Below are 26087 nucleotides of genomic sequence, written 5' to 3'. Positions count from 1 at the left end.
TTTATCAGTTTATCTATATTGGCGGCTATAGTTTCCATTCAGATTCTCTCCATTAAAAATTACAAAAGCAAGAAAATATTGGTACTTTTAGAGGCGTATTTTATCTCTGTGTAGTTTATACTTACTTACTCAGCAAGCGTTATACAAAACCGTGTTAGGTAGGGATCCCTGGGGTCACATGGTTTTGACAACACAGATATTAAAAACCGGTCATGTTCCTCTTCCAAAAGATGCATGGACATATTCAGTATACGCACGAATGCTAGGATTTCACATTCTCAATGCCTTTGTCATCACAGGTGTAGGAATGGAATATAAATGGGCATCTGTATTGATTGGGTTGATAATGCTTTTGTCAGAAATATTGGTTATGTACTGGCTTGTGAAGTCTGTGTTTAGGAATCAAAAATTGGCACTAATGAGTGCTATGTTTATCTGTATATCTGATAATGCTTTGGACATGACAGGAAAGAGCATTATCCCCAATTCCGTTGGAGTCGTAGCAGTCCTTTTTGTTTTTTATTTACTTATCAAAACACTACTCCTAGAGGGCTACCTAAAGCCCAAAATCATCTTGCTTTTACTCATATTTTCCAGTAGTCTTGTAATAACCCATAGTGTAAGTTATGGATTTTTGCTTATTCGGTTGATGATATTCGTCTTGTTGAGTATACTTTTAAGGGATTCCAGTCGTCTTAAACAGATGGGGTTTCTCTTTGTGGTGGCGCTTGTATTGGCTTTCTTTGAGTGGGGCTTAATTAATGGTTACTACTTGTCCCAATTTATATTGCTCATGAAGTTCCTGTTTCTCGGAACCGGAGTACATGTGTATGAACAAAATGTGAGTTCAATACCTTTAAACCTTGTAATAATAGCAAGAATTGGAACGATTCTATACTTTGCCATTGCCGGCATAACGATACTTTGGGAACTTAGATCGGTATTCAAAGATAAATCTAAGGCCAAGTTGGGAATGTTCATAAATAGCGCGTTTTTTGTTGGCATTGCTCCTGTACTCACTTTTTTCTGGGCGGGAATTGCACACAGGTTTTGGTACTATGGTGAAATTTTGGGTAGCTTTTTTGTTTCATACTTTGCTCTAAAATTGTCAAATTGGAGTAAATTAGCTAAGCTGTTTAGCGCCCTTTTTGTGGTTATAATTAGTTTTCTAATGTTTGTGGCCTCTGTCTCCAATGATGACAACCCCCTTGTTCCGCAGTACACCTTAAGAACCGGATGGTATGATTCCGAAATCACAGCTGCCAAGTTCGTTATAACAAAATCTCAGCTTCCAATAGCTACTGACATAGATTTCCAGCATTTTAGCTCTGTTAGAGTTGGAATGCTTGACAAGAGCTTCAAAGCTTCCCCAATTTGTAATCTCAAAACCTTTGATAGTATTATTGAGAATAATAATTGCTTAGTTTTATTGAGAGTTGACCTGCTTAAAGAAAGATATTTTGTGCTGGGGAAGGGGTACTCCCAGAGGGCATACCTACCTTTAGGTGCAAAAACAAAGGAAGTTATTGGAAAAATACTTGCATCCAAAGACATAGTATACACAACCAAGAACGTTATTGCAGTTGTCTAATTTTTTCAATGAGGTAATACATCATTCCTAAATCTCTGTATCTCATAAATCGCATTGGAATTAACAAGGTATTGATCAAAACTTGATAGAGGTATATATAAGGTGGAAAGTTACTCCTGACAAAATCAAAATAGCCTCTAAGTGTTTCGACGTTGATTTTAGCTTTTTTTCGTGAAATCCCAACTTTATGCCAAACTTTGGCACTTGGAACATAGGCAGCTCTCAGACCTTTTCGCTGTGCATCCATTCCAAGCTCAACATCCTCATTTCCAAAAAAGTAATTGGGGTTTAGCTTTCCAAAATATTTTGTATCCATCATCAAAGCAGCTCCTGAAATCCATTCAACATCAACCGAAGAAATTTCCTGAGTGCCGTTTTTAATGTCAATCTTCCTGCGTGAGCAGGATGAATATATCCAGAAACTCCACCGATGTATCCGCCCTCCTGTAAACCATATAACATTACTTCTTCCGTTGTAGTCATAATAATAAATCTTTGGTCCCACAATCCCAATTTTCTCATCACTTTCAGCAACCTTAACAAGTTCACCCAGAAAATCGGGATCAACAACCGTATCATTATTCAGTAGCAAAACATAATCTGGATTCAAAACGCTCAAGGCAAACTTTATCCCAACGTTGTTCCCACCGGCGAACCCATAGTTATCCTTGTTTTTAACCAGAATCATCCGTCTATCGACATCAAGTTTCTCATAAAGCGGTCTATTGAACTTCCCCCTCTTAGCTTCACCCTCATCGATTTCAAAAACCTTAATCGGCTTATTTTTAGGGTTGTACTTGAAGAATTTTGAATTGACTTTAATCTTGCCTCTGGCATACTCTTTAATTTTCTCTACTGATTTATCCTCAGAACCATTATCCACAACAATAACATCATAATTAGGGTAAGTTATCCGATAGAGCGATTCCAAGCACTCAATTGTGTCCCCCCAGCCGTTCCAGTTAAGGATTATAATTGAAACCCTTGGATAGTTCATGAGCCATCCCAAGGGTTATCCGAAAAAATATTAAAAGGCTTTTTGGTGGTGATTACATAGGAATGGGTTCATTAGTTGGACTGAATGACTGGGAATTCAAAAGAGTTGCTATCATTCCACTTTCATTGCTCATAGCTTTTGATGGATTAACGGTTCTTAAGGTAAAACTCTAAACAAACCTTCTCAAAAGCACAAGACCGAGTACCAGTGGGTAAAATTGTCCACCTAAATGATGAATTGTCTCTCGCTCATAAAAACCTCCTAACCTGATTAAAACTATCACCAGCCCTACCCCCAGAATTATCACGTTGACGAGGCTCTTAAGCTTATCCTTGGGGATGCTCGAATTTAAATGCGTGCCCGCATAGACGCCCGGAAGGGTTCCCGCAATCAGGGATAGGGCTATTGAGTAATCCACGTTCCCGAGCACCATGTGGCTCAGAGCGCTCAGGGATGCAAGCAAAAGCCCGTAGAAAATCGTGGTGCCAACGACATATTTCGGTTCTAAATCAGTGAAGTTCATGAGTGCGAAGCTCACAATAACACCGACACCGACCGAAGTGAACTGGACAATCAAACCCACCAGGAAGCCGAGAACAACCAGAGCGCGGGAACTAAAATGTCTCTTACCAAACTCCCCTTTTAAAATCGTTATGGTAGAGATGGCAACGAGTATAATTCCCAATACAGGAGTTAGATATTGGTTGATCTCCTCCCTACTCACCATCCTTAGAATAATTGACGCCAGTGCTATGGCCGGGCACTGCCCATGAAGAGCCTCAGGGCAATCTCCTGCTTAACATGTCCCTTTTTGCTGTGGAAGAACACACCAAGGACCCTCGTAATCGTGGCGTAGAGCAGGTCTGTTCCGACGGCCGTTAGGGGCTCGACGCCGAGGAAGATGAGGGAGGGGGTCATCAGGGCCCCGCCGCCGACCCCCGTTAGGCCGACGAGGAAGCCCACGAGAAAGCCCAGACCCGTGAAGATAGGCAGGCTCAAGGTTTTCCCTCCGGATTACAGCAGGTACCCGAGCTCCCTGACTTTTCCTATTCATCGAGATCGAGGAGTTCCAGAGTTTCGCCTACCTCCTTGTCAAGGAGCCTGTAGTAGTCGGGGATTACGTTTTTGTATTGATTGTCATCATCGGGGTAGCGGTGGTGGTTCTCGTCGAAGTACTTCCAGAAGGCGTGGTGCACCCTGTCAAGGCCTATGTCCACGAACTGGAAGTAGTCCCACTCCTTCTCCTGAATTAAATAGCGAATGACCTCGAACCTTTTTTTCGTCATCTCCCAGAGCTGCTCCTTAACCTCATCCCTGTTCTCCTTCCTGAAGACCACGTCGAAGATGTACTCACCGACCAGCCGCTCAATCTCCCCTTTGAGCTCCTTTGGATAGGTGTAGTTAACCGAAGCATCGGGGGTTATGAAGCAGCTCACGAGGTAGCCATTGATTGGCTTTGGCGGGTAACTCGGAGGAACGCCGACCAGAATTGATTCTTTACCCTTCTCCGCTATGTGGTGCCAGACGGCTTTCTCCTTAACCATTAAGGAATGGGCTATCCATATATCGTTGTATGTGCCCTTCTTTCTATGTCTAAAGCCGTATAGGCCGAGCTCTCCGGGTGTTTTGCCCGTGGCCATGGCCATCCATGCGGGATCGTAATGGCGGGGATCGTGCCCTGCATTTTCTGTTTAAAGAAAAATAATACATAACGCACTCACAACGCCCTGACTCACCACCGTCGCCACCGCCGCGCCGATGGCCCCATAATGCAGTATGAGAACGTAGTTAAGAGCAACGTTAAGTAACGCCGTAAACCCTGTTATCTTCGTAAACACGAGCTCCCTCCCCGTTGCGTTTAAAAAAGCTCCCGAAGAGGGAGTTCAGGAACATGAAGGGAATCGCAAAGGATAGAACCTTCAGCACGGGAATGCTCCTCAGGAAGTCCCCACCGAACACGATTAGGATCCCGAGTCTGGCGAAGATGTAGTATCCGACCGTCCCGAAGAGACCAAGGAGAAGTAATGCCCGGAAGCTCTTTTTGAAGAGAACTTCGAGCGTTTTCCTGTCCTCTTTGTGAAGTCTCGCCATTGAGGGCATGGTGGTGCTTACGACTATACTCGGAACGAAGAGTGAAACCTCTATCAGTGTATAAGCCGCCCGATAAATCCCCGTCTCATAATCCCCTCTCATGAGGCTCAGCATAACCATGTCCGTTCTGTAGTAGATGAGCGTGAAGAGCCCTATCAGCCAGAACGGATAGGACTTCTTAAGCAGCTCTTTCCAGACTGAGGGCTGAAAAAGAATCTCAACTTTTCCTTTAAAGAACTTTTGTCCCCATCTTATCCTTAGGAGTTCCCTTAGTGTATAACCAACCAGAAGGGCAACGACAAAGGGTGAGAGCCCCTTGAAGTACCACAGGACGGCCCCGCCAACGAAGAATGCCCAGGACCGCTCAATCGTCCTCGCCATGGCCTCGTACTTGGTAACCTCAAAAGCGTACATTATCCTGACAAACACGAGAGAAACCCACATCAACATTGCCTCCGCTCCGGCCAGCACTACCAGAAGCTTCATCCACTCCGGCTTCGGGAGGAAGAGGGTTATGAGAACGATTACGGCAAAGTTGATAAGGGCGAGAACTACCTTGAACCCAAGGACATCGGGCAGCAGCTCTCCAAGCTTTGATTATCCCTCGCAACCTCGCGCATGAAGTAAAAGCCCATACCGAGGTCTGAGAACACACCCAAAAGGCCGATGTAATAAAAGATGAACGAGTACTGTCCCAGCCCCTCGGGGCCGAGGGTTCGGCTTATGAGAACTATCAGACCGTAGGCTAACAGCTTCGATATCACCTCGGCCCCGAAGAGCCAGCCCGCGTTTTTTATCAGCCTTAGTTTCAAGCTCTCCGACATCGGGTGTAGAATATTCTGGGGGTACAAAAACCTTTGGGAAGGGTTTTAAGCCTCCCATCCAAGATAAAACCGCGATGATGAGTGATGGGCGAACCGACGGATGAGGAAGGAAAGGTGATCTCTGAGCAACCCTTTTAAGGCCCATCCCACACCTTTTCCGGGATGATGACTTCAGCCTTGCCTGAGGCTCGTGATGATGGAGTGACGGACTGACCAAGCCGTTTTCCCTTTTAATTAGATTGTCTCAATAAGAGTTGGGAACCCAGTAAAGTTAAACTCCCGAATGGGGTGGTGTGGGGTAGGTATAGCTCGAATATGAACGGAACGCGGTGGTACCATGGAAGAGATTTACAGGCCGATATGGCTCAGCATCATCGGGAACGTTCTTCTTGCCCTGCTCAAGTTAGCCGCCGGTTTCGCCTATTCGAGCATTGCACTCATCTCGGACGGCGTGCATTCCCTGAGCGATGTCCTCACGAGCGTCATGGGGTACGCCGGGATAAGGATATCCTCGAAGCCGCCCGACAGGAGTCATCCGTTCGGACATTCCCGCTTCGAGCCCCTGGTGGCGTTCATTATCGGAGAGGCGCTCCTCCTCGTCGCTTACGAGATCGGCAGGGACGCGATTTATCGTATCCACCATGGAGACACCGTTGAGGTTAACTCCCTAATGCTCGGCGTTACCCTGCTTTCAATCCTCTCAAAGGAGGTCATGTTCCGCTACTCCCTCCACGTTGGCCGGAAGCTCAACAGTCAGATACTGACCGTCGATGCCTACCACCACAGGAGTGATGCCCTGAGCAGCGTTGCGGTTCTGGTTGGCCTCGGCGCCCAGAAGCTTGGCTTTAGGCACGGTGATTCCCTCGCCGGTCTGGTCGTGGCCGCTTTTCTCGTGAAGGTGTCCCTTGACGTCATCCTCAGGAACGTCGATTACCTGACCGGGCGGGCGCCGTCCTTTGAGGTCTGCGAGGGGATAAAGGCGGCCGCCATGGGCGTCAGGAACGTCCTTGGGGTCCACGATTTGAGGGCCCACTACGTGGGGAACCGGCTCCACGTTGAGCTCCACATAGAGGTTCCCCCGGGGCTTTCCCTGAAGGAGGCCCACGACATCAGCGAGGAGGTCAAGAAGCGGGTGGAGGAAATCCCTGAGGTGGAGGCCGCCTTCGTACACGTTGATATAAGGGGCGTTACCCGCTAATCGAGGCTTTTCAGCACTTCCCTCAAATCGCCCAAAAACTCCTCAAGGTGTTCCTTCCTCACGTGGGGCATCATGACAACCCTGATGTAGCCCCTGTGTGCGCTTATGCCCCAGCCGCGTCTCTTAAGCTCCTCCTCGACCTCCTCGAGGTTCCTCGTTCCAAAGGATACTATGTTCAGCATCGGCTCGCGGATGAGGTGAACACCCGGGATCCTCCTGAGCTCTCCCGCGAACCACCTGCTCAGCTCCATCGCGTGCTTCACGACCTCTTTGTAGCCCTCGAAGCCGAGGTGTCTTATCATCGCCCACACGGCCAGAGCGCTTGCCCCGGGCCTCGTTCCCGTTATCGTGGCCTGCCACACCTTTCCGCCGGCGAGATAGGGAGCGGGAACGCTTATGGCCTCGAGGAACCGCTTCTCCCGGAAGATTATCCCGCCGGCAGGAATCGGGACCATGCCCATCTTGTGGGGGTCTATGGTTACGCTCTGAACCCCCTTAAGCGTGAAGTCGAAATCCGGGAGTTCATAGCCGAGCTCCTTCGCGAAGGGTATCACGAAGCCGCCGAAGGCCGCGTCCACGTGGAGGGGGAGGCCGTAGTCCAAGGCGAGGTCGCTCAGAGCCGGGATGTCGTCCACGACTCCAAGGCCGGTCGTTCCGGCTATCCCGACGATACCGATGGTGTTGTCTGTTATCTTATCCTCGACGTCCCTCACATCGACCGAGTAATCCTCCTTCAGCTTCGCCCAGACGAGCCTGACGCCCAGCATCTCGCCCGCCTTGAGGAAGGAGAAGTGGGCGCTCTCGGGAAGGATGAGCTCCGGCTTCTCCGCATCGCTCAGGTTCCGAAATGCCCTCACCGCCAGGATGTTCGCCTCGGTTCCGCCGGAAACTATATGCCCGTAACCCTCTTTCAGGCCGAGGAGGTTCGAGAGCATCCCCACGGCCTCTTTCTCGACCTTCCGGCTCCCCACATGCAGGCCTGGGTCGCCGAGGTTCCTGTCTATGTAGCGCCTTACCACCTCAACGGCGAGGGGATGGGGGTAAGTGCACATCGAGCCGAGTATCCGGCCGGAATCAAAGGTGAGGTCCATCGACGTCTTCTCCTCGAGCTCCTTCAGAACCTCCTCCTCGCTCGCGCCTTTTTTCGGGAACATTCTCTCACCAGCCGGTCTTACTCATCAACCCGGGATTTAAGCTTTTGCTTTCATCCGTTTGAGGTACGCCTTGAAGAACAGCGGGGTCGTCAGCGCCGTCAGCATCGAGACGACTATAAAGCTGGCGAAGAGAACCTGGTCTATCAGCCCAGCACCCAGCCCGAAGGTGAGGATGGCCAGCTCCAGACTCCCCCTTCCTCCCATGCCGATGCCGATGAGGATGGAGTCCCTTCCGCTCAGTCCGAACAGCCTGCTCCCCAGCCCACAGCCGAGGAGCTTTCCGAGGACGGCCGCAAGGTAGAGAGCGACTATGAGCGTCGGGCGTATCCCCCTCACGGGCGGGTTGAACATCAGTCCGACGTAGATGAAGAACAGCGGGATGAAGAACTCCGTGAGAACCACCTGAAGGTCCTCTATCAGCTCGTTCAGCTTTATCCTCGTGACGACGAGCGGATCCTTCCGCTCCCTCAGGCGACTTATCGTCAGACCCGCCAGGTAGGCGCCGATTATCTGGTTGAGGCCTGCCCACTGGGCTATTATCGCAAGCGTGAACGTCAGGATGAGAGTGAAGGTGAAGAAAACGTTGAGGTCCCTGACGATCGAGTAAAACCATCTGGCCCTCTTGAACACGTACTCGGAGACGAGGAGGGTGGCCCCTATGAAGGCGAATATCTTGACCGTCAGGATCCCGAAGGAGAGGGCGTTGAGTCCGTCGCCGGCCAGGGCCGTTATTATGCCTATGAGGTAGACGGCCATTATGTCGTCGGCGAAGGCCGCCCCCATGAGGATTGAGGAGACCTCTCTCCGGACGCGCTCCTTTGCCAGGACGCCGCTCGTTACCTCGATGGCGGTGTTGCCGAGGGTTATCCCTATGAACACAGCCGTAGTTACGCCCCAGCCGAAGTAGAGCACCGTTAGAAAGCCCAGAGCGAAGGAGAACGCCACCCCGAGGCTCGCCACAACGACGGCCTTCCTGGTGTTCTGCGCTATCGCCGAGAAGTTGCTGGTCAGCCCCATGTAGAGCATCATCATTATGAGCCCGAAGTCCGCGAGAACCCCGAGTTGTTCCGTCGGCCGGATAACACCAAGCGCGAAGGGTCCGAGGAGGATGCCAGTCAGGACGTGGGCTATTATCGGGTGTACCTCGGCCTTCTCGAAGAGCCACTCGATGCTCTTCGCGGTCACGAGAAGAATTGCCAGCGACGGCAGAAAGTCCACCTCATCCCCTCCTCGCCAGCAGGGCGCCCACTATCCACAGAACCATCAGAACTATCGCGAGCAGAGTTGCCATGCTCGCGCCCCTGCCCGTTCCGAAGATTATCGGTATCGGCCCTATCATCACGACCCCGCCGCCCTCGACCTCGCCCTCCCCTCCGAGGGCCGAGATAAGGGTTCCGATGAAGACCAGCAGGAAACCGAGCAGTATCATCCCAATGCCCGTCGTTATGAGCAGGCCTTCCCTGTCCATACATTAAGGCCTTCTCGTCCCCCTTTAAAAACTTGACCCAAGGGTTTAAATGCGCCCAATGGAACCCTTCAACATGCTGGTGCTCGTTGACCTCGACGATACGCTCTGCAACACGTGGGAGGCAGGCAGGTACACGGTACTCCGTCTCATACCCTTCCTTCTGAGGAGGAGGAAGTTCCGGGCTTTTCTCTACATACTCACCGCCCGCTACCGTGAGCTTGAACAGTCAAGGGAGTTCCACATGATGGACCTCGATAAAATCGTGGAGCGCCTCTTGGAGAAGATCTACGCGAAGGTTCCGGGGGAAGAGCTCGAGGAGATGCAGGAGCTCATAGACAGGGTCTTCTTCTCCAACCTCAGACTGTTCCCGGACGCGGTTCCGTTCCTCGAGGGGCTCAGGGAGATGGGCGCGAAGGTGGTCCTCGTAACCGACTCCTCGACGAGGTGGCAGAGGAAGAAGCTCGAGTACCTCGGCATAAAGGACTACTTCGACGCCCTCATTATCAGCGGGGAGACGGGTTACAGCAAGCTCGACCCCCACAACTTCCGGCTCGCGAGACGTCTGTTTCCCCACGAGAGCGAGGTTTACATGGTCGGCGACAGGGACGACACGGACATGCGGGGCGGGGAGGAGGTGGGAGCGATAACGATACTCGTGAGCAGGGGGTACTTCAGGGGACGGCTCGCAAAGCACGCCGATTACATCGTTAAGGACCTCCTCGAGGCTCTGGAGGTGATCAGGCGTGAGCATGAAAAGCGAGCTGAAGCGTAAGTCCCTCCACCTCACCGGCCTCGTCGTTCCGATTTTCTACCTCCTCTTCGGCAGGGAGGCGACGCTGACCCTCGTGGGCACGGCGTTCTTTCTTTTCGTCATGCTCGAGCCCTTCAGGATAATCGAGGAGCTGAGGGACAACATCAAGAGAAGGCTCAGGATATACGTCGATGACGAGGTGTTCGAGCGCGTTGAGGTTCTGGAGAGGCACATAGACGAGATAACCCGTTCCCATGAACGCTACCGCGTGGCGGCGCACATATACTTCGCCGCGGCGTCCTTTGTAGTGGTCTACTTCTTCTCCATGGAGATAGCGGTGGGTGCCATCACCGTCGCGACCGTCGGCGATGCCCTGGCGGCGATAGTCGGAAAATCACGGGGTCGGCACAGGTTCCCCAACGGCAAGAGCCTGGAGGGGAGTATGGCCTACCTCCTCTCGGGCCTGCTGATCCTCTGGCCGCTTGTGGGGTTTCTCCCGGCGATTATCGGGGCCCTTTCAGGGACCGTCGTCGAGTTCTACGGAATCCCCCCTAATGCCAAACGGGAGGATCAGCTCGACGACAACTTCTCCAACCAGCTCACCATCGCCCTGGTTCTGTATCTCCTTAGCCTTCTTTAGCGGTGTTGTTCACAGGAGTTTAGAACTAAAAAGTCTGAAAGAAAACCCTGGAAGAAAAGAAAGGGAGATCACTCTATGGAGACCGTCGCGAACTTCGTGAAGGTGTCCTCGTCGCCCCACTCCTGGTCGGGTGCGCTGTCCTTCACCGCATCCTGGAGCGGCAGGCTGTCAACCGCGGAGTCTCCGCCGCCCTGTCCGGTTACGTAAGCGACGATGTTAATCTTCTCCGGCTTTCCTCCGAGGGCGCTCCATGGGATGGCTATCTCAAGGGTCTGAAGTCCGTTCTGGGCGCCGCCGGTGTAGGCATAGAAGCCGACCCACTTGAGCTCCTCGTACTTCCAGGCGTTTCCGTCCCAGAGGATGAACTGGGCGCTGGTTATGTTGCTCGTTCCCTTGTCCCCGAAGAACTCCCCGTTCCAGAAGAAGTAGAGTTCGGCATCGACTCCCTGGGTGAAGCTTACCTTCCTGCCCCATGCGTCTGTGCCGGTTGTGTAGCCGCCGTCCTTGTAGTCGAGGGCTATGCCGTAGGCAACCCTCCAGGAGGCCTTGTTGTCGGTGGTGAGGGCTATGTACAGGAACTGGTCGTCGTGGTCAACGTAGAGGGCCTTGAGGTTGGCGCCGTCCTGGCCGAAGCCGGTGTCATCTACGGCCGCCGGCTGGACGTTCCAGTCGTCGAGCTTTCCGTCTATCTTCTTGGTGAGGTTCTTGGCGAGCTCCTCCATGTGTTTCTGCTTCTCGAGCTCTCCGCTCTGTGCCGCTTCGAGCATCGCCTCCATCTCGCGGATTACCCTCCCCAACCCGGTGTAGGCACGGTATATTTTAATGGATGCCCCGAACGCGTAGTTCGGGCTGTCTATGAGCTCCTTGCCTTCGGTGTAGAGCTTCAGGAGGTCCATAACCTGGTTTTCGAGCTCGTTGAGCCTGTCCTTCATGTCGTCCGTTAACGGCATGTTGTTGAGCTTCTCCACGAGGTTACTGTAGGTTGTGTAGTACCTCTCGAAGTACCTTATTCCGTAGTACTTGTTTATCACGACGAAGGTGTTCTGGAGGTTGATTAGCCTCTGTATCTTGGCGCTGAGGAGGCTGGCACCCTCAACTATGTTGTTCATCCTTATCCTGACGTAATAATCGGGGATGTTGTCGGCCAGCTCCTTCGTGGTGCTCGGTTCCTTGCTTATGGTGTCAACGATATCGCTTATGCCATCGTTGGCGAAGTCGTTTCCGAAGTTCCAGACGGCCGGGCCGTAGCTTAGACCTGTCGCCACCTGGAAGTTGAACTCCTTGGCACCTCCGAAGAGGCTCAGTGGAACCCTGACCTCAACGGTGTTCTGGGTGAGGTCAACTCCTACGAGGGCACCGTTCACCTGCACGATGTTTCCGTTCGGATCAACGAAGTACAGCAGGGAGGTCTTGCTCGTTCCGGCCGAGGCCACCGCGGACGTCTGCCCCGTGTACTGGTCTCCGCCGAGGTTCACAACCATCTGGGTGTCCCACTGGATGACACTGTTGGTGTCCATCTCGCCCGCAAACCAGGTCGCTCCGCCGTCTTTGTAGTCTATCGGAACGGCTATGAAGGTCGCGCCGTTGTCGCCTATCTTTATGTTGCTCATGTCCGCGAACCTGAAGAGGAAGTAGACGTAGCGGTCGTCCTTGGTGACGCCCACTTCGGTTAGGTCGGCGTGGGACGAGGTTCCGCCCGGCAGGTACTGGTCCTTGTCGTGCCTCTGGTCACCGACGGCGTCCTCCCAGATGAAGAACCCGTTCTGAACGGTGTATGAATCAGGATTGAGGGTAACCGCGAGCCAATCGCTCGGGTTTCCGTCCACGTCGATGTTGCCGACCCAGACGACGCTGACGTTCATGGTGAACTCGTTGTTGTTCTCGTTGGCCTCGGCTATGTTGTTGCCCTCGTCAACGACGGCCCTTATCGTGTAAGTTCCGGTAGCGTTGGGCGTCCAGTTGAAGGTGAACCACCTGCTCTCCCCGGCCCCGAGGTCGGTCGTCCAGTTGGCGGTGAGGTTGTCGTTGATGTAGACGTTGACGCTCGCGTTGGTGACGGGGATCGAACCCTCGTTCTTGACCGTGACGTTGTAAACCGCGTTCCGGTTGAGTCCCACAACACCCGGGCCGCTCACGCTCACCGTCAGGTCTGGCATGAGGAACCACTCGCCGACGAGCATGTTCGTGAAGGTATCGGTGTCCCCCCATTCTCCTCCAATGTTCGAGTAGTCTATCGCAGGGTCAACGGGAAGGCTGTCCACGGCTGAACCGCTTCCTCCGGTCACCCATGACATGACGGCGAACCTTGAGTGTTTACCACCCAAGGCGCTCCATGGTATCTTTATTTCGAGGGTTTGGAGGCCGGTTGAGGTGTCTCCAGTGTAGGCGAAGCTTCCGCCCACATCGGAAATACTGTGGTAGTTCCAGCCGCTTCCTGTCCAGGTGTTGAAGTTGTCCGTTCCCATTCCACTGTTCGAGCCCCACCAGAAGTAAATCTCGTAGTCAACTGCGAAACCGTTGGAGAAGTTGATATTCCTCCCCCATGAGTCACCTCCGTTGGTGTAACCGTTTCCGCTTCCAGGATCAGTGTCTATTCCTATCCCGTAGGCTACACCCCAGCTCTGGGTGTTGTTGGTCTTTATGGCGATGTAGAGGTACTGGTCGTCCCAGGAAACGTAGAGCTTGTCCAACTTGGCACCGTCGAGTCCGTTGTCCCGTCCCGTCGCTATCAGATCCGATGCAGTCCAGTCGCTCAGACTTCCGTCTATGATCTTGGTGCCGTACATGGCGCTGGCGAAGTGGTTGAACGGCACGAGGCTAAGAACAAGAACAGCCATCAACAAGAACGCCGATACCTTCCTCAATTCCACACACCTCCGGTTGTGTGCATCCTTCCAAGGGTGTACGATAGTCACCGCTGGTGAATATTAGGGGAAAAAGGTTTATATGCTTTTCTTTCCATATCACCGGTAGTGATAACAGAGGTGGTTGCCATGGTGAACTTCATATTCGGGATTCACAACCATCAACCTCTCGGTAACTTCGGCTGGGTCATGGAGAGTGCCTACGAGCGCTCCTACAGACCGTTCATGGAGACGCTTGAGGAGTTTCCCTCGATGAGAATCGCGGCCCACTTCAGCGGCCCCCTCCTTGAATGGATGGATGAGAATCACCCCGAGTACATCGACCTCCTCCGCTCCCTCGTTAAGAAGGGTCAGCTTGAGATAGTCGTTGCCGGCTTTTACGAGCCGGTTCTGGCGGCGATCCCAAAGGAGGACAGGATAGAGCAGATAAACCTCCTGAAGGACTTCGCCAGAAAACTCGGCTACGAGGCGAGGGGAGTCTGGCTCACCGAGCGCGTCTGGCAGCCCGAGCTCGTGAAGAGCCTCCGCGCGGCGGGCATAGACTACGTCATCGTCGACGACTACCACTTCATGAGCGCCGGCCTGGGCAAGGAGGAACTGTTCTGGCCCTACTACACGGAGGACGGCGGAGAGGTGATAACCGTCTTCCCGATAGACGAGAAGCTGAGGTATTTAATCCCCTTCCGGCCGGTCGAGAAGACGCTGGAGTACCTGCACTCCCTCGACGACGGCGACGGGAGCAAGGTGGCCGTTTTCCACGACGACGGCGAGAAGTTCGGGGTCTGGCCCGGAACGTACGAGTGGGTCTACGAGAAGGGCTGGCTCAAAGAGTTCTTCGACAGGGTCTCGAGCGACGAGCGGATAAACCTGACCCTCTACTCTGAGTACCTCGACCGTTTCAGGCCGAGGGGTCTGGTCTACCTCCCGATAGCCTCATACTTCGAGATGAGCGAGTGGAGCCTCCCGGCGGGACAGGCGAAGCTCTTCGTCGAGTTCGTCGAGAAGCTGAAGGAACGGGGAGAGTTCGAGAAATACCGCGTCTTCGTCCGCGGTGGCATCTGGAAGAACTTCTTCTTCAAGTACCCGGAGAGCAACTACGCCCACAAGAGGATGGTCATGGTGAGCAAGCTGGTGAGGGATAACCCCGAGGCGAGGAAGTTCATCCTAAAGGCCCAGTGCAACGACGCCTACTGGCACGGGGTCTTCGGCGGTGTCTACCTGCCGCACCTGAGGCGCGCCGTCTGGGAGAACATCATAAAAGCCAACTCCTTCGTTTCCACTGGAAACTTCGTGAAGGACATCGATTTCGATGGGCGCGAGGAGGTCTTCCTCGAGAACGACGGTTTCTACGCCGTCTTCAAGCCGGCCTACGGCGGGGCGCTCTTCGAGCTCAGCTCCAGGAGAAAAGCCGTGAACTACAACGACGTCCTTGCGAGGCGCTGGGAGCACTACCACGAGGTTCCCGAGGCCGCCACGCCGGAGGGGGAGAGCGGGGAAGGGGTCGCGAGCATCCACGAGGTCGGGCGGAGGATCCCCGACGAGATACGGCGTGAGTTAGCCTACGACAGGCACCTCAGGGCCATCCTCCAGGACCACTTCCTCGACCCGGAGACCGGTCTGGACGAGTACCGCCTCGCGAGGTACCTCGAGCTCGGTGACTTCGTGGACGGCGAGTACAGCTACGAAACCTTCGACGGTGGCATCAGGCTCTGGCGCGACGGAACCGTCTCCGGAAGGCCCGCGAGGGTCGAGAAGACCTTCCGCCTTGAGGGTAACGGCTTCTCCGTTGACTACGCCGTTAAGGGCGATGTAAACGCTCTCTTCGGCGTCGAGCTCAACCTCGCCGTCCACAGCGTCATGGAAAAACCTGGGGAGTTCGAGGCGAAGCGCTTCGAGGTGAACGACCCCTACGGCATCGGGAAGGTTGAGGTGGAGCTCGATAGAAAGGCCAAAGTCTGGAAGTACCCGATAAGGACCCTCAGCCAGAGCGAGGCCGGATGGGACTTCATCCAGCAGGGCGTCAGCTACACCGTCCTGTTCCCGCTGGAGGGCGAGTTGAGGTTCTGGCTCCGCTTTAAGGAGCCTTGATTATAACTTTCAGTTCTGTTCTTTTTTCCGAAATATTTTTAAGTTCTGTTCCTACTTTGAATGGTGGTGACTGATGCGGTCGATGGTGGAGGACGCCGCGAGGAACGCAGTAATCGGCCAGGTCGCCTTGATTTTCTCAGGGCTCGTTGGAGGTTTCCTGGGCTTTTTGATCACTCTCTTCGGGCTCGGTGTGTATGCGTTCGGAATGAGCGGATTTGCGGAGATCTTTGGGGATGACAGGATATTCAGATTCGTCGTCCTTGCTATCGTAACGTCCTTCCTGGCCATGCTCATTCTCGTTATTGGTGCCCCGAGGGCAAGTCTCGTGATCCTTGCGCTGGCGTACCTCTTTGAGGTACTGGCCAACTACTACCTCTATCGTGCCTCGGGAGTTCCGGCGATAATATTGGGCTATGGTCTCATGCTGCTTGGACTTCCCCTCCTCGTGGTTTACGTCGGGCTGCTCTTAATTGTAGCGGGCAGGATCATGGTCATATACGGTTACTACTCGATTCCCGAGAGGTACAGAACGATGAGAAGGGCAAGGGAGATGGGGGGCGGGTGACCCCTCACAGCCTGATCGTCAACCGTTCTGGTTAGCCGTAACTTTTGTAAACATTGTTACGGTTAACCTTCCCTCCTCAGGCTTCATTGGAGGGCTTTCGGGGGGAACGGAAACTCCCCACATCTTCGCCACACCCCCCTCCCCAGTCCCCATTCGGGCTTAAAACCCCACATATCGGGGACATCAATAGTTAAACACGGAGCTATTTAAAGTTTTTTTGAAAAACAAAAATATTCAAATATTGTGATAGTTACTACTTAGAAAACAGCCCTCGAGTTCCCTGTTTGTGGATTTAACGACGTGGAACTCGAAGATCTTGTCTTTTTTGGACGTCCCTATAACTGTGGTCGCGATGTCTTCAAGCAGGCCCACGAGGGGATTTCCGGTATCTTGCAGAACCTTTGTCTTCAGGAAGTAGACCCCAAGTCTTCTCTCATCGCCGACGTACCCCGACATCGCCATTATTAGGGCGGAGGTGTTCTTTGGAGAAAACCCAGAGGTTATGAATAACTTTTCGAGGCCGATCACCACCGTGAGTACGGGGTTTTCTGAGTTTAGTACTCTCCCGTAGGACTCCTTGAACTTCTCCATCAGAATGACCGGTTCCGAGATGTCCTTTATCCAGCCCACCACGTCTCCCGTTTTGATTCTTCCACCCACTTTGATGGCCTTTACGTTATCGAGGATCGGATCATCCATCCCCGCGAGTCTGGCCTTCGCCCTCAGCAGGTGGAACGAGTCCAGGATGTCCACAACGAGGACGGTGTACCCCTCCTCCGTTCCCCATCTTATCAAATGATAAACGCCAAAGTACTGGTCGCCGCTGTCCGTTCTCTCTATCAGGACCGTCTCCCCTCTCTTAAGGGATCCCCACAGACTGTCCATGAGTCCGTCCAGAACGCCCATCGATGCCCACCCCTGTTTGTATAAGTATAATTTTGAACTTAATAAGATTTGTTGAAAGGGCCCTCGATGTTCTTAGTCACTGACTAACCTCGGATTCTGAAGTCTATCGGCTCTTCAAGCCCCCAGAAGCGGCAGAAGGAGCAGACCTCACCGTTCGAAGGCATCCCGCAGGTCCTGCACTCCCTCAGTTCCGTTTCCTCGAGTTCGGTCTCGAAGAGGGCCTTCTTCCTCAGGTAGCCCTTGACGAAGTTTATCTTGGTTCCGGGCCTTTTCTCCTCCATCCCGTTGAGTATCGCCTTGTACTCGAGGGTGGTCGCCCCGGCCGCGTGCGGGCACTCCTCCATCTCGTACTCTATGCCGTTGGCCAGCGCGTAGGCCACGACTTCCCTCTCGGTGAGCTCGTAGAGGGGCTTTACCTTCTTCACGAGCTTTCCGTTGAACTGCGACGGGGTAACCGGCCCCTGCTTCGCCAAATACTGCGTGTTCCAGTTCATCAGGTTGGCGAGGATGAAGCTCGCCTCGTCGTCGAGGTTGTGGCCCGTGGCGACCGCGTCGAAGCCGTTGTCGTGGGCGAACTTGTTGAAGATGTAGCGCTTCGTTAACCCGCAGTAGGAGCACGTCGGCCTCCTCGTCCTGACCTCCCCGATTCCCTTCCCGAGGAGCTCCCTAACGCGGACGATGTGGAGAGGAACGCCCAGAGTCTCGCACTGCCTTTTGGCGTACTCCTCACTTTTAGCCGAGTACTCGCCTATGCCGAGGTTTATGTGGAGGCACTCTACGTTATATCCGAGCTTCTTGAGGACGTGGGCGGTGACCGCGGAGTCCTTTCCGCCGCTGACGACCACCAGGATCCTCTCGTCCGGCCCGATCATCCTGTAGCGCTCTATCGTCCGCTTCACCTTTCGCTCGAAGTACTCCGTGAAGTGCTCGGGGCAGAGGTACATCCGTGGGTAGTGGAGCTTGATGAAGGCTGGTCTATCGCAGAACTTGCACTTCATGGGCATCCCAGCGTCCCCCCTCAAATCTCAAGCTCGTTGCCTTCCTCGTCGTGGTGGGGGGACTTGGCTATTAGAACCTTTCCATCGTCACCAACGACGAGAACCCGCGTGAAGGCCTCCTCGAGCAGGCCAAGGTAGGTTTTCTCGGCCATCTCCCGGTTGACGAAGTAGAACGTTGTCCTTTTCGGGTTGCCGATGAAGGCCGCCGCGAGGTTGGCCATGGACTGTATGAAGTGCCTGTCCCCGTCCTGAATCGGTACCAGCCTCTCGGGGTTCAGTATCACAGTCACCGTTTCCGGGTTCTTTGAGTAGTGCTCCCGCAGTTTCCGGTTGAATTTGCTCAGGAATATCCCGGGATCCTTGTGGGGGTCGACCTCGAGGATTATCCTGCCCCATCTGGAAACACCGCCCGCCTTTATCCTGGCCACATTCTCTGGAACGTGGAACTCCGAGAGCCTCAGCCACCTCAGTATCGGCAGAACCGAGTCGATTATGTCCACTATGAGCATCCGATTCCACCCGTGGGTCTCGCCGATGGCGTGGAAGAGGAGGGGGTGTTTTGAGAGTGAGGTGTGCTCTATCATCACGCTCTCCCCGGGTCTTATTTCCTTCAGGTACTCCCTAAACTTCATCCTCTGCCACCTCTGGACATTTTAGGAGCCTGATCTCGCCATCTGAAACCCGGAGAACGCAGTCCGAGTCCGCCTCCAGCCCCTTCATGAGGTACTCAGAGGCCACTGTCGTGTTCAGGAACATAACGCTCACCTTGTCTTCGGTGGAGAGATACCTCCTGGTTATCGTCTCGAAGTACCTCTCGAGCTTTGGGGGATCGTCGAGGAAGGTGAACGAGAACTTCTCCATACCGAGGACTACGGTGTGATTCCTGCTCTTTTTCGGCACATTTTTTGCGATTCGTCCGTAGATGGCGAGGTGATGCTCAAAATCCTCGATGACGTCTACGCGGCCGAGCACCCTGCCCTCCGCAACCATACCCTTCTCCTTTATCACAGGAACGTCGTCGATTCTGAGCTCAACGCCCGAGAACCTGAGGTTCTGAAGGAATACGTGGAGGGTGTCCCATATGTCCACTATGAGTGGGGTGATCCCCCTTTCCCTCCAGCCCCGCATTATATCGTAGAACACCCTCTCCGGATGATCCATCGCCCCGTACTCGACCAGTACCATTGCCTCTCTCATGGAGATGAGCCTTTCAATGGGATCTTTCTCTTTCATCGTGTCCTCACATGTTTTCTATGCACCTTTCGTAAATATGCTTTTCGGGCCTGTCGTTTTTAGTATTCCCTTGATTTACTCCATCCCCTCAACCTCCGCCTTCCAGTTCCCGGGCCTCCTGAAGTCCCTCTCCGTGTAGAGGCCCGCCTTCTTGAGCACCCCCCTGGCGGCCAAGATTCCGGTCGCCGCGGCGTTCACGATGTCCCTGCTCAGGCCGGCGCCGTCCCCAGCTGCGAAGATTCCCTCGATGCTCGTCTCGAGGTTCCCGTCCACCTCCACCTTCATGGCGTAGTACTTGATCTCGGGCGCGTAGAGGAGTGTGTGGTCGCTCGCAACCCCGGGCAGAACCCGGTCGAGCTTCTCCAGCCCCTCGAGGATGTTGGTGACGACGCGGTGCGGCAGGGCCATCGCCACGTCCCCGGGGGTGACGTACTTCAGGGTTGGCTCGACGTCGCTCCTCCTTATGCGCGCCCACGTGCTCCTCCTCCCGCGCCTCAGGTCGCCGAGCCTCTGGAGTATCGGTTTCCCTCCCCCGATGGTCGTCGCCAGCTGAGCTATGCTCCTGCCGTAGGCGGTTGTGTCCTCGACGGGCTCCGTCAGCTCTATCCTGGTAAGGAAGGCGAAGTTGGTGTTGTTGCTCTTCTTCCCGTGCATTGAGTGGCCGTTCACCCCGACGTAGCCGTCGTAGCGCTCCTCGACCACGAAGCCGTTCGGGTTGGTGCAGAAGGTCCTCACGAAGTCGTCGTAGGTGTCCGTGTATATGTGGAACTTGGGGTCGTGGTTTATGCTCGTTATGGGCTCCATGATTATCGCGGGCACCTCGACCCTGACACCGACGTCTATCGGCCCGTGCCTGGCGTTCAGCCCCACCTTCCTCGCCACGCCGTTGAACCAGTCCGCCCCGCCTCTGCCCGGGGCCACGATGATATATTTGCCCTTTATCTCGAATGTGCTTTTGCCCCGCTTTACCCTCACGAAGCCCTTCCCGAGCTCCAGTGCCTTCGTCCAGAGTAGAAACTCCACGCCCCTGCCCTCAAGGTGTCTCTTGATGTCTGCTATTACACGGGGCGTTCTGTCGGAGCCGATGTGCCTCTGGATTATGGGTATGAACTTAACCCCAGCCTGGGCGGCCCTCTGCTCCCAGTACCTCACCTGCTCGGGGTCGCCCTTGAACAGGTTCTTTGGGGCTCCGTGCCTCAGAAAAATCCTGTCGACCTCCCGGACGAGCTGCCAGGCGTAGTTCTCGTCCCCCGTCAGCTCGCTCAGGTCGCCGCCTATGTCGGGCCGCAGGTTTATCGTGCCGTCGCTCAGGCCTCCCGCGCCGCCGACGCCGCTCATTATGTGGCAGGGCCGGCAGCCTATGCAGTGGCCGAGCTCGTACATCGGACATACCCTTTGGTCAACGTCCCCGCCCTCGTCGATTATCAAGACCTTAAAATCGCTCCTCTCCGTTAGCTCGTAGGCCGCGAAGAGGCCGGCCGGGCCGGCGCCGATTATCACGACGTCGTAGGTTTTCTCAGAAACCATATTTCCCTGCCTGGTGTCTGTAGGCGTCTCCTTAAAAACTTTTTGGCTTATTTTTGTTTAATATCCTGGATAAGTTTCGAAAAATTCAACATTTTAATGTCAATAATCTCTCGAAAGCTTTAAACGGACTAAAGGGGATAATTATTCCCCAGTGGTAGCATGCCGAGGGAGAATTCCAAAAACGCCAAGGCAAAGAAGATCACGATAATCCGCAGTAAGCGGAAGCTCCTTCAGCTTAAGAGGAAGGAGGAACTGAGCCACAACATCCACTACATCTCGAAGGTTCCGGTCAGGGTTGTTATGGACAGGGATTTTCTGATACTCAGCCCTGATGATCCGCTCCAAAAACTCGTTCAGAATCTCAACGATGAGGAGACTTCTGCCGTCGTGGTCGATAAGGACGGAAGGTTACTCGGTTTTATAACGATGAAAGACCTCCTTCACTTCTTTGAACCCCCGAGGAGGTATTCCATAGCGAGCGTGGGACTCCTCAGGAGGTACTCCATAAACCGGGCTTCGCGCGTTGAGGACATCATGGTTAAGAAACCCATAACCATCAACGTTAACGACGACCTCGGGCGGGCGATAAAGATAATGCTCGAGACCGGAAAGCACCATCTCCCGGTCCTCGATGATGAGGGCCGCGTGCGCGGTGTGCTCGAGGTCAAGGACATCATCCGGCTCATCAGGATAGTCTCTACGTAGTCGCTAAAAGTCAGGGGTGGTAATCATGGACGTCTTCCTGGAACTGGCGCTGATACTGATAGTTGCGAAGCTCTTCGGCTACCTGAGCGTTCGTCTCGGCTTTCCCGGGGCCCTGGGACAGCTCTTCGGTGGAATTATAATCGGCCCCTCCGTTTTGAACCTCGTCTCGTACGATGAGGGTGTGAAGCTCGTCGCCGAACTCGGTGTCGTCCTCCTCCTGTTCCTCGCGGGCCTCGAAACGGACGTGGAAGAGTTCAAGAGGGTGGGGGTTTCGGCGTTTATAGTCGCGGCGCTCGGTGTCATCACTCCCTTTGTACTCGGTTACCTCGCGGCCCTCGCGTGGGGTTACTCCAACATAGAGGCCCTCTTCCTCGGTGGCGTTCTCACTGCGACCAGCGTTGGCCTCACCACCAGCATCCTCATGGAGATGAAGAAGCTGAGAACGAGGGTGGGAACGACTATTCTGGGCGCGGCCGTCATAGACGACGTCCTCGGCATAATAGTCCTCACCATCCTCGTCGCCATAAGCACCAAGGGAAGCGTTCGCGCCATGGACCTCCTCATAATCCTCGGTGAGGTTGGGTTGTTCTTCATCATCAGCCTCCTCCTTGGAAGCCCCGCGGTGAAGGAGGCCCTTCAGCTCTCCGAACGCATAAACCTGCCCGAGACGATCTCCGCCGCCGCGATAGCCATAACCCTCATCTTCGCCTACATAGCCGAGCAGTTCCAGCTCGCCGGAATAACGGGGGCCTACCTCGCGGGCATCATCACCGCCGGAACCCCCGAGGTCAAGGAGATAACGAACAAAACCACCACCATAGGTTACTCCCTGTTCATCCCCGTGTTCCTCGTCAGCATAGGCATAGAGACGGACGTGCGTATCCTGGAGCACGTAGGTACCTTTGCCCTGATTTACGCCACCGTTGCGATAATCGGTAAGATCGTGGGCTGTGGCATAGGGGCGCTGGTTACGAAGTTCAAGCCCGTGGAGTCCCTCCAGGTGGGCGTTGGCATGATCCCCAGGATGGAGGTGGCGTTGATAATGGCGAACATCGGCCTCGACGAGGGCGTCTTCAACAGCGGAACCTTCTCGATACCAGTTAGCATGGTGATAATAACAACGCTTGTAACGCCCTTCCTCCTCAAGTGGGCGTTCTCGAGGGAGTAACATGGAGATACTGCTCCTCATAGCCCTGATGCTTGCGACGGCAAAACTGATGGGTTACCTGTTCGAGCGGATCGGCCAGCCCGTGGTCCTTGGCCAGATATTCGGCGGACTGCTCATCGGAATATTCTTCGAGACCAACCCCGTTATCGGCCAGTTCTCCAACCTCGGCGTCCTCCTCCTGCTCTTCATAGCGGGCCTCGAAAGCGAGCTGGAGGAGTTCAAGCGCGTCGGGAAGCAGAGCGTCATCGTTGCGGGCACGGGGGTTCTCGTAGCCTTCGTCTTCGGGTTCGCGGTTGCCTACCTCTTCGTCCCCTTCCACGAGGCCATCCTCTACGGCGCCATAATGACCCCGACGAGCGTCAGCATAACCGTTAAGGTCCTCATGGAGCTCAGGAAGCTCAACACCAAGGAAGGGACGACCATCCTCGCGGCCGCGGTGGTTGACGACGTCCTCGGCATCCTCGTGCTGACGGTAGCGATCTCGATGATAAAGGGTGGAGAAATCAACTACGGTAGCCTCGTGGAGGTCATCGTCTCAGTCTCGCTCCTACTGTTCTTCTTCCTCTACTTCGGGCCCGAGCTTGCCGATCGTGCCTTTAGGGCCATCTCACGCATCGACCTCCCGGAGGCGGAAACCGCCTTTGCCCTCGTCTTCCTCATAGTCTTCGCCTACCTCGCCGAGCACCTTAACTTAGCTTCGATCCTCGGTGCCTACCTGGCGGGCCTCGCCCTCGGCCAGAGCTCCAAGAAGAAGGGTATAATGGATCACATGAACATCCTTGGCTACTCCCTCTTCATACCCCTCTTCTTCGTCGAGGTCGGGATGAGGATAGAGCTGAGCTACATACTCCACGCGGGCCTCTTCGCGGGCCTCTACACGGTGGCGGCGGTGCTGAGCAAAATCCTTGGATGCGGCCTCGGCGCCAGGCTGTCCGGCTTCGACTGGGGCTCCTCCATAAGGATAGGAATCGGCATGATACCCCGTATGGGCGTTGAGCTCGCCATGCTCGCCGTCGCCATGGACAGCGGCATCATAGGCTCGGACGCGCTCACCGTGGCCATCCTTATGGTATTCACAACGACGGTTATAACGCCGCCCCTCCTCAAGTGGCTGTACTCACGTTAGCCGTCCATAGCTTTATAAACGCCCCACCGCAGTGGCTGACATGAGCGAGTGGCTCTCCATCCTCAGTTCGGCGCTGTTCATGCTCATAATGATAGACCCGAGCGACAAGATACTCCTGGTCAGCCTGCTCCGCGAGGACTTCCACATAGAGGACATAAGAACCCTCATCATCAGGGCCAACCTCATAGGCTTTCTCCTGCTCTTCGCCTTCGCGGTCTCCGGCCAGATAATCCTTCAGGATATCTTCCACATCGACGTAAACGCCCTCCGCGTGGCCGGCGGCTTCGTGCTCTTCAAGATAGGCCTCGAGGCCCTCGAGAGCGGTGGGATGCTCACGCTCAAGAGGGAGAAGAACATACTGGCCCTGGCGGCCGTCCCCGTCGCAACCCCGCTGATAGCGGGCCCCGCTGCCATAACCACCGCCATCACCCTGACGGCGGAGAGGGGCATCTACCACGCCACCGCCGCCATCTTCATAGCCATACTGTCCACCGCCCTCATCATGCTCACCACCCTGTACATCGTCAAAAACGTGAGCAAAACGACCCTCGGCGTTTTCATCAGGATAATCGGTATGTTTACGATGGCCATAGGTGCCCAGATGATGGTGCAGGGCGTCGTCGGCATATACCTCCTCATGATGTCCGCGGCCTGATCGTCGAATCGCCAACCCCCCGCGGGATAGGCTTTTAACTTCTCCCGTCCTTCACGGAGCGGAGGGCCGAAGATGAAGGTAAGGCTCGAGAAGGTTAAGGGAACGCGGGATCTGTTGCCCGAGGAGATGGAGAAGAGGAGATGGGTCTTCGAGAGGATACGCGAGGTCTTCGAGCGGTATAACTTTCACGAGGTCCTCACGCCCACCTTTGAGTACACGACCCTCTTCCAGCTGAGGAGCGGCGAGGAGGTTGTTGAACAGCTCTACGCCTTCGACGACAAAGGAAAGCGGAACATCTCGCTGAGGCCGGACATGACCTCGAGCGTCGCGAGGCTCTACGTCAACTCCTTCCAGAACGCCCCCAAGCCGGTAAAGTGGTACTACATCGCGAACATGTTCAGGTATGAAGAACCGCAGAGCGGCCGCTACCGGGAGTTCTGGCAGGCTGGCGTGGAGCTCCTCGGGAGCGGCAGCGTGGAGGCGGACGCTGAGGTCATAGCCCTCTTCGTCGAGAGCTACCTGGCCACGGGTCTCAAGGACTTCACCGTCAACGTCGGTGACAGGGTTCTGCTGGACGAGTTCGCCAGGATGCTCGGCGTTGAGGACGACGTCGGTCTGATGAGGTTAATAGACAAGAAGGACAAGCTAAGTAGAGAGGAGTTCACAGCCGCCCTGAGGGACTTCGGGCTCGACGATGATGGGGTGGAGAAGGTTCTTTCGCTGATTGGGATAAAGGGGAAGCCGGACGACGTTCTCCCCAAGGCGGAGGAGCTCTTCACGGGCAAAAAGGCTGAGGAAGAGATAAGGAGGCTCTACGACTTAACCGACCTCCTCGAGGCCTACGGCGTTAGGGAGAAGGTACTCATAGACCTCGGCATCGCGAGGGGTTTCGACTACTACACGAGTATAGTCTTCGAGGCCATCGCCCCGAACGACCTCGGGATAGGCTCCGTCGGGGGCGGCGGGAGGTACGACAACCTCATAGAGGTCTTCGGAGGCAAGCCGACCCCGGCCACGGGCTTCGCGATAGGAATCGAAAGGCTTATTCCAATCCTCGAGTGGAAGGGCCTCATCCCGGAGCCGAAGCTCAGACCGGAAGTTTACGTTATCCCCATTGGGAAGGAGCAGGAGCTCAGAAAGGCCGCGATAAGGGTTGTCTCCTCGTTCAGGAGGGCGGGGATTAAGGCGGACCACGAGCTCACGGGCAGGAAGCTGAGAAAGGCCCTCGACTACGCCGGTAGGCTGGGCGTTCCCTACGTGGTCCTAATCGGAAAGAGAGACCTGGCCGAGGGCAAGGTAACGGTCAGGGACATGGAGAGTGGCGAGCAGCGGAGCGTGGAGCTCGATAAAGTCGTGGAGGCCGTCGGGCGGATGATGAAGGGCTAACGTCCCCTCGTCTCCACCCTGAACTCCCTCGCCTTCCTCCTCATCCTCCACTCCTCTATCCTCCTCACGAAGGGGCACCTCGAGCGCCACTTCAGGTAGGCTTTTCTCAGAGGTTCAAGCATCGTGAACACCCGATTTATATTCGAGGCTCG

Annotated in this window: 22 protein-coding genes and 3 pseudogenes; 11 read left to right on the top strand and 14 right to left on the bottom strand. The window is 54.7% G+C overall.

Translation table 11 applies throughout. The features are described 5' to 3' along the window. Positions 1 to 151 precede the first annotated feature (151 nt). The gene (locus tag A3L02_RS07130; protein WP_157895747.1) at positions 152 to 1591 is read left to right on the top strand and encodes a hypothetical protein; all 1440 of its coding nucleotides are present in this window, start codon (positions 152 to 154) and stop codon (positions 1589 to 1591) included. On the opposite strand, the gene A3L02_RS07125 is transcribed toward A3L02_RS07130, so the two are convergent. The 4 genes and pseudogenes from A3L02_RS07125 to A3L02_RS07110 form a co-directional block, all read right to left on the bottom strand. Beyond that, positions 1575 to 2600: a glycosyltransferase family 2 protein gene (locus tag A3L02_RS07125; RefSeq protein WP_237268589.1), complete on the bottom strand. Its 1026-nt coding sequence runs from the start codon at positions 2598 to 2600 to the stop codon at positions 1575 to 1577. The two genes, A3L02_RS07130 and A3L02_RS07125, sit on opposite strands and share 17 nt — an antisense overlap. A gap of 157 nt (positions 2601 to 2757) precedes the next feature. Beyond that, positions 2758 to 3506, bottom strand: a pseudogene (locus A3L02_RS07120) (sulfite exporter TauE/SafE family protein). 131 nt (positions 3507 to 3637) lie between these two features. Further along, positions 3638 to 4272, bottom strand: a pseudogene (locus A3L02_RS07115) (alkaline phosphatase family protein); the annotation flags it as partial. 7 nt (positions 4273 to 4279) lie between these two features. Beyond that, positions 4280 to 5503, bottom strand: a pseudogene (locus tag A3L02_RS07110) (flippase). 337 nt (positions 5504 to 5840) lie between these two features. Between A3L02_RS07110 and A3L02_RS07105 the strand changes: the two are divergent. Continuing rightward, a complete protein-coding gene (locus tag A3L02_RS07105) occupies positions 5841 to 6701 on the top strand; it encodes a cation diffusion facilitator family transporter (RefSeq protein ID WP_088863265.1) in 861 nt (286 codons plus the stop codon). Here A3L02_RS07105 and mfnA read toward each other — a convergent pair. From mfnA to A3L02_RS07090, 3 genes are read right to left on the bottom strand one after another with little or no spacing between them, the layout of a single operon-like run. Beyond that, positions 6698 to 7855 carry a tyrosine decarboxylase MfnA gene (mfnA, locus tag A3L02_RS07100; protein WP_088863264.1) on the bottom strand — a complete coding sequence of 386 codons (1158 nt, stop codon included), beginning with the start codon at positions 7853 to 7855 and terminating at the stop codon, positions 6698 to 6700. The genes A3L02_RS07105 and mfnA overlap by 4 nt on opposite strands. A 36-nt stretch (positions 7856 to 7891) precedes the next feature. Beyond that, the gene (locus A3L02_RS07095) at positions 7892 to 9073 is read right to left on the bottom strand and encodes a cation:proton antiporter (RefSeq protein ID WP_088863263.1); all 1182 of its coding nucleotides are present in this window, start codon (positions 9071 to 9073) and stop codon (positions 7892 to 7894) included. 1 nt (position 9074) lies between these two features. Continuing rightward, complete coding sequence (locus A3L02_RS07090; RefSeq protein WP_088863262.1) at positions 9075 to 9323, bottom strand: TIGR00304 family membrane protein; 249 nt, start codon at positions 9321 to 9323, stop codon at positions 9075 to 9077. A gap of 73 nt (positions 9324 to 9396) precedes the next feature. Between A3L02_RS07090 and A3L02_RS07085 the strand changes: the two genes are divergently transcribed. Continuing rightward, positions 9397 to 10095, top strand: a complete 699-nt coding sequence (locus A3L02_RS07085; protein WP_088863856.1) for an HAD family hydrolase — start codon at positions 9397 to 9399, stop codon at positions 10093 to 10095. After that, a complete protein-coding gene (locus tag A3L02_RS07080; protein ID WP_204247184.1) occupies positions 10067 to 10714 on the top strand; it encodes a diacylglycerol/polyprenol kinase family protein in 648 nt (215 codons plus the stop codon). The genes A3L02_RS07085 and A3L02_RS07080 overlap by 29 nt, the downstream gene beginning before the upstream one ends. 68 nt (positions 10715 to 10782) lie before the next feature. Here the strand turns inward: A3L02_RS07080 and A3L02_RS07075 are convergent, their stop codons facing one another. Continuing rightward, a complete protein-coding gene (locus A3L02_RS07075) occupies positions 10783 to 13551 on the bottom strand; it encodes a CARDB domain-containing protein (RefSeq protein WP_088863261.1) in 2769 nt (922 codons plus the stop codon). Between the two features lie 156 nt (positions 13552 to 13707). On the opposite strand from A3L02_RS07075, the gene A3L02_RS07070 reads away from it, so the two are divergent. Both A3L02_RS07070 and A3L02_RS07065 read left to right on the top strand, forming a co-directional pair. Then, on the top strand, positions 13708 to 15666 hold the full coding sequence (locus tag A3L02_RS07070; RefSeq protein WP_088863260.1) for an alpha-amylase/4-alpha-glucanotransferase domain-containing protein: 1959 nt from the start codon (positions 13708 to 13710) through the stop codon (positions 15664 to 15666). 73 nt (positions 15667 to 15739) lie between these two features. Beyond that, positions 15740 to 16231, top strand: coding sequence for a hypothetical protein (locus A3L02_RS07065; RefSeq protein WP_088863259.1), 492 nt, complete (start codon positions 15740 to 15742; stop codon positions 16229 to 16231). Positions 16232 to 16465: 234 nt separating this feature from the next. Here the strand turns inward: A3L02_RS07065 and A3L02_RS07060 are convergent, their stop codons facing one another. The 5 genes from A3L02_RS07060 to A3L02_RS07040 form a co-directional block, all read right to left on the bottom strand. Beyond that, positions 16466 to 17137: a DUF257 family protein gene (locus tag A3L02_RS07060; RefSeq protein WP_088863258.1), complete on the bottom strand. Its 672-nt coding sequence runs from the start codon at positions 17135 to 17137 to the stop codon at positions 16466 to 16468. Between the two features lie 83 nt (positions 17138 to 17220). Continuing rightward, the gene (gene ttuA / locus A3L02_RS07055) at positions 17221 to 18135 is read right to left on the bottom strand and encodes a tRNA-5-methyluridine(54) 2-sulfurtransferase (protein ID WP_088863855.1); all 915 of its coding nucleotides are present in this window, start codon (positions 18133 to 18135) and stop codon (positions 17221 to 17223) included. Positions 18136 to 18155: 20 nt separating this feature from the next. Beyond that, complete coding sequence (locus A3L02_RS07050; RefSeq protein WP_088863257.1) at positions 18156 to 18767, bottom strand: DUF257 family protein; 612 nt, start codon at positions 18765 to 18767, stop codon at positions 18156 to 18158. Further along, the gene (locus A3L02_RS07045) at positions 18757 to 19368 is read right to left on the bottom strand and encodes a DUF257 family protein (protein WP_088863256.1); all 612 of its coding nucleotides are present in this window, start codon (positions 19366 to 19368) and stop codon (positions 18757 to 18759) included. The genes A3L02_RS07050 and A3L02_RS07045 overlap by 11 nt, the downstream gene beginning before the upstream one ends. A gap of 75 nt (positions 19369 to 19443) precedes the next feature. Next, positions 19444 to 20895 (bottom strand): NAD(P)/FAD-dependent oxidoreductase, encoded by a 1452-nt coding sequence (locus tag A3L02_RS07040; RefSeq protein ID WP_088863255.1) that lies wholly within the window; start codon positions 20893 to 20895, stop codon positions 19444 to 19446. 159 nt (positions 20896 to 21054) lie between these two features. On the opposite strand from A3L02_RS07040, the gene A3L02_RS07035 reads away from it, so the two are divergent. From A3L02_RS07035 to hisS, 5 genes are all read left to right on the top strand, one after another. Next, positions 21055 to 21600: a CBS domain-containing protein gene (locus A3L02_RS07035; RefSeq protein WP_088863254.1), complete on the top strand. Its 546-nt coding sequence runs from the start codon at positions 21055 to 21057 to the stop codon at positions 21598 to 21600. 25 nt (positions 21601 to 21625) lie between these two features. Continuing rightward, entirely contained in the window at positions 21626 to 22768 is a 1143-nt protein-coding gene (locus A3L02_RS07030) for a cation:proton antiporter (protein ID WP_088863253.1), read from the top strand. Position 22769: 1 nt separating this feature from the next. Continuing rightward, positions 22770 to 23894 (top strand): cation:proton antiporter, encoded by a 1125-nt coding sequence (locus tag A3L02_RS07025; RefSeq protein WP_088863252.1) that lies wholly within the window; start codon positions 22770 to 22772, stop codon positions 23892 to 23894. Positions 23895 to 23934: 40 nt separating this feature from the next. Continuing rightward, on the top strand, positions 23935 to 24549 hold the full coding sequence (locus tag A3L02_RS07020) for a MarC family protein (RefSeq protein WP_088863251.1): 615 nt from the start codon (positions 23935 to 23937) through the stop codon (positions 24547 to 24549). Positions 24550 to 24621: 72 nt separating this feature from the next. Continuing rightward, positions 24622 to 25935, top strand: a complete 1314-nt coding sequence (gene hisS / locus A3L02_RS07015) for a histidine--tRNA ligase (RefSeq protein ID WP_088863250.1) — start codon at positions 24622 to 24624, stop codon at positions 25933 to 25935. Here hisS and A3L02_RS10460 read toward each other — a convergent pair. Further along, entirely contained in the window at positions 25932 to 26066 is a 135-nt protein-coding gene (locus tag A3L02_RS10460) for a hypothetical protein (protein ID WP_257789361.1), read from the bottom strand. The two genes, hisS and A3L02_RS10460, sit on opposite strands and share 4 nt — an antisense overlap. Positions 26067 to 26087 lie beyond the last annotated feature (21 nt).

The organism is Thermococcus celer Vu 13 = JCM 8558 (assembly GCF_002214365.1).
Classification (GTDB): Archaea; Methanobacteriota_B; Thermococci; order Thermococcales; family Thermococcaceae; genus Thermococcus; species Thermococcus celer.
Note: the sequence above shows the minus strand (reverse complement) of the source record. Positions and strands in the feature narration are given on the sequence as shown.

Coding starts and splice junctions, on each gene's coding strand:
- A3L02_RS07075 (WP_088863261.1), bottom strand. CDS start 13,551: ATGGCTGTTCTTGTTCTTAGCCTCGTGCCGTTCAACCACTTCGCCAGC.
- A3L02_RS07065 (WP_088863259.1), top strand. CDS start 15,740: ATGCGGTCGATGGTGGAGGACGCCGCGAGGAACGCAGTAATCGGCCAG.
- A3L02_RS07105 (WP_088863265.1), top strand. CDS start 5,841: ATGGAAGAGATTTACAGGCCGATATGGCTCAGCATCATCGGGAACGTT.
- A3L02_RS07040 (WP_088863255.1), bottom strand. CDS start 20,895: ATGGTTTCTGAGAAAACCTACGACGTCGTGATAATCGGCGCCGGCCCG.
- mfnA (WP_088863264.1), bottom strand. CDS start 7,855: ATGTTCCCGAAAAAAGGCGCGAGCGAGGAGGAGGTTCTGAAGGAGCTC.
- A3L02_RS07025 (WP_088863252.1), top strand. CDS start 22,770: ATGGAGATACTGCTCCTCATAGCCCTGATGCTTGCGACGGCAAAACTG.
- A3L02_RS07045 (WP_088863256.1), bottom strand. CDS start 19,368: ATGAAAGAGAAAGATCCCATTGAAAGGCTCATCTCCATGAGAGAGGCA.
- A3L02_RS07020 (WP_088863251.1), top strand. CDS start 23,935: ATGAGCGAGTGGCTCTCCATCCTCAGTTCGGCGCTGTTCATGCTCATA.
- A3L02_RS07090 (WP_088863262.1), bottom strand. CDS start 9,323: ATGGACAGGGAAGGCCTGCTCATAACGACGGGCATTGGGATGATACTG.
- ttuA (WP_088863855.1), bottom strand. CDS start 18,135: ATGAAGTGCAAGTTCTGCGATAGACCAGCCTTCATCAAGCTCCACTAC.
- A3L02_RS07030 (WP_088863253.1), top strand. CDS start 21,626: ATGGACGTCTTCCTGGAACTGGCGCTGATACTGATAGTTGCGAAGCTC.
- hisS (WP_088863250.1), top strand. CDS start 24,622: ATGAAGGTAAGGCTCGAGAAGGTTAAGGGAACGCGGGATCTGTTGCCC.
- A3L02_RS07085 (WP_088863856.1), top strand. CDS start 9,397: ATGCTGGTGCTCGTTGACCTCGACGATACGCTCTGCAACACGTGGGAG.
- A3L02_RS07050 (WP_088863257.1), bottom strand. CDS start 18,767: ATGAAGTTTAGGGAGTACCTGAAGGAAATAAGACCCGGGGAGAGCGTG.
- A3L02_RS07035 (WP_088863254.1), top strand. CDS start 21,055: ATGCCGAGGGAGAATTCCAAAAACGCCAAGGCAAAGAAGATCACGATA.
- A3L02_RS07070 (WP_088863260.1), top strand. CDS start 13,708: ATGGTGAACTTCATATTCGGGATTCACAACCATCAACCTCTCGGTAAC.
- A3L02_RS07060 (WP_088863258.1), bottom strand. CDS start 17,137: ATGGGCGTTCTGGACGGACTCATGGACAGTCTGTGGGGATCCCTTAAG.